The sequence below is a fragment of the Candidatus Poribacteria bacterium genome (assembly GCA_021162805.1).
Taxonomy (GTDB): Bacteria; Poribacteria; WGA-4E; order B28-G17; family B28-G17; genus JAGGXZ01.
The window spans coordinates 1-10,246 of sequence record JAGGXZ010000225.1 but is presented as its reverse complement, the minus strand read 5'-3'; the positions used below and the strand labels follow the sequence as shown (position 1 = coordinate 10,246).

Below are 10,246 nucleotides of genomic sequence, written 5' to 3'. Positions count from 1 at the left end.
GTTATATATTCTCCCCTGTCTGGGTTAGAGGAATGATCCTTCCACTTTTGGACTCCTATCATCTTCTTGCTGCTCTTGGCTATCAGAAAGGTATCCAGGGCAACAAGGTAAGAGCCGTATATCTTCACCGCACACCGGAACTGCAGATAGGAAAACAGTTGACGATGATGGCCTGGTTCTTCGCCAAGGATATAAGCACATGGCGACAGCTGATAGCTAAAAGTGACGAATACCTGCTGAGGATCGATCCGCCTCAGGAAGGGAACAAGATGTCGGCTTTCGTTAAAGCCCAGGGCAACTGGGAACCGCGCGCCAGCGCTTTCGTGCCGAAAAAAGAGGAATGGATACACTTCGCCGCCACCTACAACGCCGATGAGAAAAGCAACCAGTTGAAAGTCTACGTCAACGGCGTCTTCAGCGGTTCAAGCACTCGCCCCGGCAAGGTGGCTCCGACGACGAACCCCGTCGAGATCGGGAGATGGGGAGGAGGTTCCTACTTCGTCGGCATCATAGACGAAGCAGCTATCTTCAACGTCGCTCTCACCGATAAGGATATCCAGACCGTCATGGAGTCCGGCCTTCAGAAGATAATAAGCGGGCAGCTGGCGGTGGAGCCCTCTGGAAAGCTGACAACCCTTTGGGGGGAAATAAAGGGATGAACCAGATCTTTCCCTGAGATGGTTATAACGAGCGTCAGGAACCCATCCATCAAACTGGCACGATCCCTGCATCACAGGAAACATCGAAGGGCACACGGTAGGTTTCTCGTCGAGGGTATACGCCTCCTCAAGGAGGCGATCGAGGCAAGGGCTGAACTGGAGATCATATTTCACTGTCCTGAAAGGCTCAAAAGCGATATAGGGCTTGAGCTCCTAGAGGAGGCCCAAAGGATGGGGATAAGAGTCCTTCAGGTCTCCGAACGGGTTATCGAGTCCATCTCGCTCAGGGACAACCCACAGGGCATCATCGGGGTGGCGAAGATCTTCCAGGCCGATCTGAGCGAGATATCCCTCTCAAGCCGATCATGTCTCCTCTGGGCGCATGAGATAAGGGATCCGGGCAATATCGGGACGATGATCAGGACGTGCGATGCCTTCGGCGTGGATGGGTTTATCCTGACGGGCCGATCCGCCGATCCGTTCGATCCCAAAAGCGTCAGGGCGTCGATGGGCTCGATCTTCGCCGTCCCACTTATCCTTGAGAGGGACCCCGACGACGTGATGGGATTTCTGAAGGGGAAGGGATTTCATCTGTTGGCCACATCCCCTCATGCCGAGCGAGTTTCATGCGGGATGGCATATCCCTTCCCGCTCGCCGTCATGGTGGGCAATGAGGGAGAGGGACTGCCGGGGTGGCTGATAAGGGCGGCCGATGAAAGGGTGAGAATACCGATGGTGGGGAGGGCTGACTCGCTGAACGTCTCAGTGGCGGCGGGCGTGATACTGTACGAGGCCCTCCTTCGACCGGAAAAATCGAGGAGGATGGGATGAGTGAGGCGAATGCTTGCATATTCAACAGCGTTCAAACGCTCGGCTCAACCGGGAGGGCTACCTGCCTATGCCGATAGGAAGTATAAAGTCTGCTGTTATGATCCCGAGTCTGAACGATCAGCGATGCACGTCAGCCCTTCGCTACATATGATCCTCGATACCTTCCCCTCACCCTCCGCCTTATAATCCCTTTCGGGAGAGGTGATATCCTTTAACCTATACAGATGGTAGATATCCTCCAGGTTCCTCAGCAGATTCTCGCCTTTAACTTTGCTTTTGTACAGTGATCTCATCGCCTTTATTACAGCAGGTGGCAGCTTAGGGTGTCTATAACACCTCTCCAGAACTCCGATCCTCCTTCGGATATCCTCGTCGTCAATCCCGCGCCCTAAAATCTCCAGCTCCTCGATGATATATCTTTGTTCTGGTGAAAGCCTCACACCTTGCTTGATCTCGGCCGCTCTACCTCGGACTTCCTCATCGAACTCCCATTTTTTAAGCGTTACGAGATCTCTGGGCGCTATGCTTGTATTGGGGATGGGAGGCGAGCTGTGGTTGAGGTTTGTCCCCAAATACCTTGAGGCGCTCGGCGCGAGCGCCGTGCTCATCGGAGCGGTGTATCAATATCCCGGGGGGATTATCTCGGACAGGCTAGGACGGAAATGCTCTTTCGTTCTCTTCGACCTCGTTGCTTCTCTGGGATATACCATCTACCTGATCAGTCGATCTTGGTCTCTCTTTCTTCTGGGCACGTTTCTGGTCATGGTCTGGTCGAGCATGTCCCAGTCTGCCATCTTCGCCCTCATCGACAATACCCTCGAGAGAGGCCTTCTTGAGTGAGGGCGGTTTGAAGTGCCGACTGGAGTTGTAGGGGCGGAAAAATTCCAAAGCGTGACCTTGACATACAGGGAAGGTTTTGGTATATTTTTAGTTGTTAGGGTGCCGAGATAGCTCAGTCGGCAGAGCAGAGGACTGAAAATCCTCGTGTCGGCGGTTCGATTCCGCCTCTCGGCACCATATCAGCTATGCCGGCGTAGCTCAGAGGCAGAGCAGCTGATTCGTAATCAGCTAGTCGGAGGTTCGAGTCCTCTCGCCGGCTTTTCTCCTATCCCGCCCGGGCCCTTAAACCTTTCCTGACTCCGAATCGTCCAATTTTCAGGAATTCAATGGATGACAGGGATTTAGACTACATCCTGGTGAAGAGGTTTCAGGAAGGCGATTTTGAAGCCTTCAACGAGCTGGTCAGGCGATATAGAAAGCGAGTTTACGAGATAGCTTACAACTTCACGCATAACCCCGATGATGCTCTCGACCTGACACAGGAGATTTTTCTGCGCGCCTTCAAATCGCTGGGGACATTCAGACATAAATCCTCCTTTTATACTTGGCTTTACAGCATCTCAAGGAACTATTGTATAGATTATACGAGGCGCAAAAAGAGATATCATGAGATGGAGATCAACGAAAACCTGCCTCATAAAGGTGAGAATTACCTCTACAGCGGCAGCAGAATTTCATCGCCGGACGATAAGGTGGAACGCGAGGAGCTGAGGAGAAAGATAGAGGAGGCAATAGATAGTTTACCCGATATGCAGAGACAGGTCTTCATCCTTCGACACTATGAGGGTCTATCCTTGAAGGAGATCGCAGGGGTTTTAAACAGAAGCATCGGAACCGTGAAGGCAAATCTGTTTCATGCCACACGGAAGTTAAGAGAGATATTATCACCATATGTGCGCGGGGAGGAAGAACATGATGAAGTGTGACAAAGTATCCGATCTGCTTCCGGGATATATAGAGGGTGTTCTCAAACCCCGTAGGGAGCGGCAGGTCGTGGAGCATCTGTCAAGATGCCCGAGATGCAGGAGGGAAGAGACGGAGCTGAGGAGGACGATCGAGCTCGCTTCCAGTCTGGAGATGGAATACCCGAGCGAGGAGAGATGGAATCAATTCATGACCGATCTGCATAGACGGATCGAGGAGGAGATGCTCATATATTCGCTTAGAAGACCCAGATCCGTTCAATTCCTCCCGATAGCGGGGTTTGCCGCCTTGGTGCTCTCGATCTTCCTGCTGATGGTGACGATCGGGATTAAGCTTTCCCCCATGCTTACAAACCCTCTGCTGTCCGGTGAAACGATCAAGATCCAACAGACTGATATACGTCCCTATCTCTCCATGTTGATCGATAGCACCCAGGTGAAGCAGATCGAGAGAATGGCCGTGCCGGCCGAGGATGAAACTCAATCCGATATCTACGTGGAATCGGAGGTGAACCGGGGCGAATCCGATACATCTGTAAACGGAGATAAGATGGATGCATTGATTGAACCCGAGTTGATCGGACCGCCGGATTATGGTGAGATCGGATATGAAACGGGTTTGGTTTTGGCCGGAATGAAAGATTAAGGAGGTTTTCACAGCTATGGGGAAGAAAAACATAATGATTTTCGCCTCAGTTGCCATATTCAGCTTTGTACTTGGCATCTTAGTGCCTCTAAGCGCCAATATAGGAGCTGAACGTCGAGCGCTTCCCGCCCCGAAAAGACATAACGTGGCGTGGTCCGAGGAGACAATGGAGCTGCTCGATATCGTCAAGATCTGGAAAGCGACAAAGGAACTGGAGCTCACCTCGGATCAGCTCAAAACCTTCATCCCCAAGTTCGATCGGATCGATGAGATCAAACGGCGATACTATAATAGCAGGAAAAACCTGGTGAAAAGGATAAAGGAGCTCACCATGAGCGGGGAACCTTCCGAATCCCAGCTTGAATCGCTTCTCCAGCAGCTCAAAGCTCTGGACGATAAGTTCCATGCCGACATAGAGCGGGCTTACGACGATCTCAATTCCGGTCTAACCGTCACTCAGCGGGCAAAGCTGGTTCTCTTCCTGGAAAACTACAAGCGCGATCTGAGGAGGATTCTGATGCAACTAAGGGAGATGGCGGAAAGCAGAAAGAGATGAATTGACAGGCGGTTGAATTGGATGTATAATTTCTGATGCCAAGCCAGATAATGTGGAGGTTATCCTTGATGCGGAACCGGAGATATGTGCTTCATATCCTACTGATCCTGGTCTTCGCGGGTGCTCTGACGGCGGCGCTGAAGATAGGCCAAAGCGAGGACGCTAACCGATCGGGCGATCGGGCCACGATCATTCAACTCCAAAAGACCCTTATCGAAGTTATCCAGATGACCCGCGAGAACTATTACCGGGAGGTCGACGTCAAAAAGATGATGGAGGGCGCCATCAAGGGAGCCCTGGCTTCCCTGGGAGATCCATACACCTTTTATCAAAGCCCTGAGGATCAAAAGCGTGAGCGTGAGAACCTGTTTGAAGCGCAGTTCGGTGGGATAGGGATACGTATCTATGAGGACAAGGGGTTCATAAAGATAGCGATGCCTCTCCCTAATACCCCCGCCTCGCGCGCCGGTCTCCGGCCAGGAGATATCATCTTGAAGGTTGACGGAAAGACGGCTGTGCTTGGAGCTGAAACAGGGCTCAATATCTACGACGTCGTGGATATGCTCCGCGGCAAGCCTAACACCCCCGTAACCGTTACGATCAAGCGGAGGGGCAGAGCGGAACCATTCGACGTTACCCTCATCAGACAGGTGATAGATATAGAGAGCGTTAAATATGCAATGCTCCCTGATAAGATAGGCTATATCTGGGTGATGAGCTTCACGGGCAGGACGGAACAGGAGTTCACCAAAGCGGTAAATGAGCTCAAGAAACAGGGAATGAAGGCGCTAATTTTGGATCTGAGATGGGACTCAGGAGGCCTACTCTCGGCCGCTAAAGCGGTCGCCGATGCTTTCCTCTCAGAGGGCGTTATCGTCTCGACGAAGGGCAGAAGGAAGGAGTTTAACAACGTCTTCATGGCGGATGAGAAGACGCTTGTACCGAACGATATGGATCTCGTTGTGCTCGTCAACGAGGTGAGCGCAAGTGGTTCGGAGATCGTAGCCGGAGCGATCAAGGACAACAAACGAGGGGTGCTCCTGGGGACGAAAACCTACGGCAAAGGAGTGGTCCAGGAGAGGTTCCCGCTCCGATACGGTGGCGCCGTCTCGATAACGATATCCTCGTATTACACTCCCAGCGGCGTCTGCATCGATAAACAGGGTATCGAGCCGAACATCATCGTCGAACCCAGAAAGCTGGATGATATACAGGCGGCGATGAGGGAGAAGATGTATGAATCAGGAGTGTTGGAGAATTTCGTCATCTCCTGTATCGAGTCATACGAAAGGAAAAACGGTAAGACACCTAAAGACTTCAAGCTGATCGAAGCGAAGCTGCCACAGTTGATGAAAAAGCTGAGGAAAGAGGGAATAAACCTGGACGAGGAGATAGTTAAAATCGAGGCGCGTAAGGTCTTCGACATGAACGTCGGAATATCCAGAGTGCCCGATCCGGATACGGATAAACAGCTCCAAAAGGCGATCGAAGTCATCAAGAACGGAATGGTCGCCAAAGCGCTTTCCTCCGAAAAACCGATAAAGATGTAAGTCCGACCGGACATAGGATGAGGGCGGCAAATCCCGGTGAGGCCGCCCTTTTTCTTTTCCTAGAGGAGGACGAGATGCCAACATTTGAGGCCCAGCAATTGAAGGAGATAGCGCTCTCGATCTTCGAATCGGCCGGTGTTCCCGACGATGAGGCCGAAACGGTCTCACAGGCCCTTATCAACGCCAACCTCGCCGGCCATGACTCACATGGGGTGATCAGAATCCCCCAGTATATCGATATGCTGCTTAAGGGGATGATAAAACCCGGATGTGGCATAGAGGTTCTCTGTGAAACGCCGACTACAGCCGTGATAGACGGGAAATGGGGATTCGGCCAGGTGGTCGCCTCAAAAGCGATGAAAACGGCGATCGATAAGGCGAAGGCCAATTATCTGGGGGCTGTTGCGGCCCGGAGATGCAATCATGTGGGTCGGATAGGAGATTACGCCGAGATGGCCGCATATGAGGGCATGATCGGGATGGTGACGGTCAACAATCACGGCGCAGGGCTATTGGTCGCCCCATGGGGCGGGAAGGAGAGGAGGCTCTCAACCAACCCGATCTCCTTCGCCATCCCTCGCGGCGAGGGTGAACCGATCCTGCTGGACATAACCACAAGCGTAGCGGCTGAGGGTAAGGTTAGAGTCAAACGAAACAGGGGGGAAAGGCTGCCTGAAGGATGGATAATCGATCACGAGGGCAGACCCTCAACCGATCCGAACGATTTATACGGCTCAGAGGATAAACCACCGGGCGCACTTCTGCCGATGGGAGGACAGGTCGGATATAAGGGGTTCGGATTAAGCGTGATAGTGGACGTACTCTCAGGTGCTCTTTCAGGAGCGGGTTGTAGCGGAACTCCGGGATCAAGGCTCGGTAACTCTATCCTCGCCCTCGCCATCAACATCGAAGGATTCAGGCCGATCGGTGATTTCAAATCGGAGGTCGATCGGTTCGTCCGGTTCATAAAATCCTGCCCGCTCGCCCCCGGATTCGACGAGATCCTGATGCCGGGCGAGATCGAAAACCGGACGAAGGCGAAAAGATTGCGTGATGGGATCTTCGTGGATGAGGTTACTTGGGGGCAGATCATCGAGGCTGCCCGAAAGGTGGGAGTAAGGATATGAAATGGCCAGTGCTTACGCGCTACGGAGGTGAACGGCTTTCACGGATCGCTTTTCCGCTGGGAGGGATCGGGGCGGGAACGGTGAGCTTAGGAGGGAGGGGAAACCTCAGGGATTGGGAGATCATGAACCGCCCATCGAAGGGATTTTCGCCTAAGGATACCTTTTTCGCCATATGGGTGGAGGGTGAACCTCCCATGACCAGGGTTCTGGAAGATATCCTACAGCCGCCCTATGAGGGGGATTTCGGCGTGGACGAGACAGCAGCTGGGTTGCCATGTTTCAGGGAAGCTCTCTTTGAGGCGGCATATCCGCTGGCTCAGCTTCATTTGAAAGATCCTTCCGTCCCGATCGCCGTTCGTCTTGAGGCCTTTAATCCTCTCATACCGCTTGATGCCGACCGATCCGGACTTCCGATCGCCGTGTTCCGCTTCGTCCTCCTAAACCCGACATCCTCCTCCCTGAAAGTCTCCATAGCTTTCAGCATTGAGAACTTCATCGGCTATGACGGCGTCGAGGGCAAGGCGGAGGGAGGGGTGATAGATTACCTCGAAGAGGAGGGGATCAGAGGGCTATTCCTTCGCTCCGAAAAGGTCCCCAGGGAATCGCCGCAGTGGGGAACGATCGCCTTTGCAGCCCTGGACAGTGATGTAAGCCACAGGGACTGGATAGCGAACAGGGCATGGAGGAGCGATCTGTTGGAATTCTGGGATGATTTCTCCGAAGATGGGATTTTAAACGGCCACGATGACCCCGGAGCAACTCACTCGTCCCTGGCGTCCTCATGTGCCATTCCGCCGGGTGAGGAGGAGAAACTCGCCTTCATCCTCGCCTGGCATTTCCCAAACAGGACGGCTGAAATCTGTGGCTGGGGTCTCTCAAAGGGAGAGGATATCGGTTATGTGGGCAACTATTACACGGGGAAATTTAAAAACGCCTGGGATGTGATCCTTCAGGTGAAGGATGAGCTTGAGGAACTTGAGCGTTGGACGGTGCAGTTTGTCGAAACGATCTGCTCAAGTACCCTGCCGCAGCCGGTCAAGGAGGCGACGTTGAATAACCTCTCGACGCTGAGGTGCCAGACCTGCTTCCGGACGGCCGATGGCCGCTTCTTCGGCTTCGAAGGCTGCTCCTCGAAATCGGGCTGTTGTTTCGGCTCGTGCACGCACGTTTGGAACTACGAGCAGGCAACCGCCTTCCTCGGATAGATCCTGAACATCCCGATTATCAGTTCGGATCAGGATGTCTGATAGATCAAATGGTCGGCCAATACATGGCCCATATCCTGGGATTAGGTCATCTGCTGAAGCCGGGGAACATCCGATCGGCGCTCAGATCGATCTACAGGTATAATTTCAAAAGGGACCTCTATGATCATCACCCGAACGTGATGCGCACCTTCGCGCTGAACGACGAATCGGCAACTTTGATATGCACCTGGCCGAAGGGCGACCGTCCCAAACGGCCCTTCCCCTATTTCAGCGAGGCGATGACCGGATTTGAATATCAGTTTGCCGTGCACATGATCTATGAGGATATGGTCGAGGAAGGTATCGAGGTGATAGAGAGCATCAGAAGGCGATACGACGGGCTGAGGAGGAATCCGTGGAATGAAGCCGAATGCGGAAACCACTACGCGAGGGCGATGGCAAGCTGGGGCGCGATTCCAGCCTTATCGGGATATCGATACAGCGGCGTCGAGAAGATGATCCGTTTCGCCCCTAAGATCAATGTGGTGAAGGTCGCGGGCCGCTATGAGGTGAACCCCATATACGGCGGACCGGAGTGTGAGACGGTCGCCGCCCTCGGCTCCTGCTGTGGGATTGATGACCTGGAGGCCATCGCCTATGCGAACCAACTGTGTGCAGCATATGGGCTGGACACCATCTCCACCGGCAATGCTATCGCCTGGGCTATGGAGTGTTTCGAGCGGGGGCTGCTCACAACAGAGGACACCAGCGGGCTGGAACTCCGCTTCGGCGATGCCGAGGCCATGGTGACGCTTGTGGAGCAGATTGCCCATCGAGAGGGTTTCGGGGATCTGCTGGCCGAAGGCACATTGCGGGCAGCACAGAGGATCGGCATTCCAAACAACGATAAGATACGACAGCCTATAGCCTTCCCCATCTTCGGCCGGGGACGGGTTCTATGCGCCCTTGTCGGGGATGAGATAAAGAAGGAAAACGTCGAGGAGATATGCTACTTCCTCGTCGGAGGTTGCTCATGCCAGGTGAAGGAGGCAAATCCGGGATGGGATCTTCTGCTGTCGGCCGATTGGGATGGGATGTTGGAGGGACAGATGGAGGAGGCCGTTTTCGCCGGACCGGCCACGGTGGTGAAAGGAGGTGGAGCGGGTCTGCCGTGGCGCAACATCCTGATCGCCCTCTCATCCCTGCTCGTCCTCGTGGCAGGCACGACATATGTCATCCTATGGCGAAGAAGGAGGTATGAACGAGGAGATCAAGGTCGTAGATCGTCCTGACGCGAAGAGGGTCAACGACTTTTACGTCGGAAATCGACCGCCATTGACGCCCAGCCCGTTTTTAAAGCTGCCCGTAGGCTCGATCAGGCCGCGAGGGTGGCTGCTTAAACAGCTTCGGCTCCAGGCCGATGGTTTTTTCGGACATCTGACGGAGATAAGCGATTTCCTGAGGAAGGAGGGAAACGCATGGCTGAGCCCCGACGGCGAGGGCCACAGCCACTGGGAGGAGGTGCCATACTGGCTCAGGGGTTTCGGGGATCTGGGATATGTGCTGGAGGATGAACGCGTCATCGAGGAGGCTCGGGCCTTTCCAAGGGTCATCTGAAATCAGGCATATTCTTTCGCCTTCAGATCCTCTTGCCTGCCATTCACTTCCGGGGGAGATCGCAGAGGTATTTACACAGAATTCCTAGCAAGCTCTCTTTCTGCGATAGGAAAAGTCCCCTCTATGATGCCCAGAGAGATATTAGGAGAAGGAACTGACATTTATTTCATCCTTCCTTCTCAATTACTGAGATCGTATGAGCTCGCGCCCCATACAGTATGCACTTGTCCTTTATTAATAAAAATAACGCAGTTTTGGAGAAGGTTGATCCAAAAGGGATTTTTCCTTCCCAAGGTTTTTTTTTCCCACT

At 53.4% G+C, this 10,246-nt stretch carries 11 protein-coding genes and 2 tRNA genes; 12 read left to right on the top strand and 1 reads right to left on the bottom strand.

Translation table 11 applies throughout. The features are described from left to right. Both J7M22_18810 and J7M22_18805 read left to right on the top strand, forming a co-directional pair. A partial coding sequence (locus tag J7M22_18810; protein ID MCD6508655.1) for a LamG domain-containing protein occupies positions 1-659 on the top strand: 659 nt, incomplete at its 5' end. Between the two features lie 18 nt (positions 660-677). Further along, complete coding sequence (locus J7M22_18805; protein MCD6508654.1) at positions 678-1,490, top strand: RNA methyltransferase; 813 nt, start codon at positions 678-680, stop codon at positions 1,488-1,490. 95 nt (positions 1,491-1,585) lie between these two features. Here the strand turns inward: J7M22_18805 and J7M22_18800 are convergent, their stop codons facing one another. After that, on the bottom strand, positions 1,586-2,098 hold the full coding sequence (locus J7M22_18800; protein MCD6508653.1) for a hypothetical protein: 513 nt from the start codon (positions 2,096-2,098) through the stop codon (positions 1,586-1,588). A 333-nt stretch (positions 2,099-2,431) separates the two neighbouring features. Between J7M22_18800 and J7M22_18795 the strand changes: the two genes are divergently transcribed. The 10 genes from J7M22_18795 to J7M22_18750 all read left to right on the top strand — a co-directional run bounded on the left by J7M22_18795 (position 2,432) and on the right by J7M22_18750 (position 9,936). Then, positions 2,432-2,507: transfer RNA gene (locus J7M22_18795), tRNA-Phe, on the top strand. 10 nt (positions 2,508-2,517) lie between these two features. Next, a tRNA-Thr gene (locus tag J7M22_18790) sits at positions 2,518-2,589 on the top strand. Between the two features lie 67 nt (positions 2,590-2,656). Then, on the top strand, positions 2,657-3,256 hold the full coding sequence (locus tag J7M22_18785; protein MCD6508652.1) for a sigma-70 family RNA polymerase sigma factor: 600 nt from the start codon (positions 2,657-2,659) through the stop codon (positions 3,254-3,256). Continuing rightward, positions 3,246-3,899, top strand: a complete 654-nt coding sequence (locus J7M22_18780) for a zf-HC2 domain-containing protein (GenBank protein MCD6508651.1) — start codon at positions 3,246-3,248, stop codon at positions 3,897-3,899. Before J7M22_18785 ends, J7M22_18780 begins: the two co-directional genes overlap by 11 nt. A gap of 16 nt (positions 3,900-3,915) precedes the next feature. Then, complete coding sequence (locus J7M22_18775) at positions 3,916-4,455, top strand: hypothetical protein (GenBank protein ID MCD6508650.1); 540 nt, start codon at positions 3,916-3,918, stop codon at positions 4,453-4,455. A gap of 68 nt (positions 4,456-4,523) precedes the next feature. Next, complete coding sequence (locus J7M22_18770) at positions 4,524-6,005, top strand: S41 family peptidase (GenBank protein ID MCD6508649.1); 1,482 nt, start codon at positions 4,524-4,526, stop codon at positions 6,003-6,005. A 74-nt stretch (positions 6,006-6,079) separates the two neighbouring features. Then, complete coding sequence (locus tag J7M22_18765) at positions 6,080-7,132, top strand: Ldh family oxidoreductase (GenBank protein MCD6508648.1); 1,053 nt, start codon at positions 6,080-6,082, stop codon at positions 7,130-7,132. Then, positions 7,129-8,337, top strand: a complete 1,209-nt coding sequence (locus J7M22_18760; GenBank protein ID MCD6508647.1) for a hypothetical protein — start codon at positions 7,129-7,131, stop codon at positions 8,335-8,337. The genes J7M22_18765 and J7M22_18760 overlap by 4 nt, the downstream gene beginning before the upstream one ends. After that, positions 8,301-9,611 carry a hypothetical protein gene (locus J7M22_18755; GenBank protein MCD6508646.1) on the top strand — a complete coding sequence of 437 codons (1,311 nt, stop codon included), beginning with the start codon at positions 8,301-8,303 and terminating at the stop codon, positions 9,609-9,611. The genes J7M22_18760 and J7M22_18755 overlap by 37 nt, the downstream gene beginning before the upstream one ends. Beyond that, the gene (locus tag J7M22_18750; GenBank protein MCD6508645.1) at positions 9,577-9,936 is read left to right on the top strand and encodes a hypothetical protein; all 360 of its coding nucleotides are present in this window, start codon (positions 9,577-9,579) and stop codon (positions 9,934-9,936) included. Before J7M22_18755 ends, J7M22_18750 begins: the two co-directional genes overlap by 35 nt. Positions 9,937-10,246: the final 310 nt, after the last annotated feature.

Bases quoted from the DNA above. Each gene is read 5' to 3' on its own strand.
- J7M22_18775 (MCD6508650.1), top strand. From the start codon at position 3,916: ATGGGGAAGAAAAACATAATGATTTTCGCCTCAGTTGCCATATTCAGC.
- J7M22_18750 (MCD6508645.1), top strand. From the start codon at position 9,577: ATGAACGAGGAGATCAAGGTCGTAGATCGTCCTGACGCGAAGAGGGTC.
- J7M22_18770 (MCD6508649.1), top strand. From the start codon at position 4,524: ATGCGGAACCGGAGATATGTGCTTCATATCCTACTGATCCTGGTCTTC.
- J7M22_18800 (MCD6508653.1), bottom strand. From the start codon at position 2,098: ATGAGCACGGCGCTCGCGCCGAGCGCCTCAAGGTATTTGGGGACAAAC.
- J7M22_18765 (MCD6508648.1), top strand. From the start codon at position 6,080: ATGCCAACATTTGAGGCCCAGCAATTGAAGGAGATAGCGCTCTCGATC.
- J7M22_18780 (MCD6508651.1), top strand. From the start codon at position 3,246: ATGAAGTGTGACAAAGTATCCGATCTGCTTCCGGGATATATAGAGGGT.
- J7M22_18785 (MCD6508652.1), top strand. From the start codon at position 2,657: ATGGATGACAGGGATTTAGACTACATCCTGGTGAAGAGGTTTCAGGAA.
- J7M22_18805 (MCD6508654.1), top strand. From the start codon at position 678: ATGGTTATAACGAGCGTCAGGAACCCATCCATCAAACTGGCACGATCC.
- J7M22_18760 (MCD6508647.1), top strand. From the start codon at position 7,129: ATGAAATGGCCAGTGCTTACGCGCTACGGAGGTGAACGGCTTTCACGG.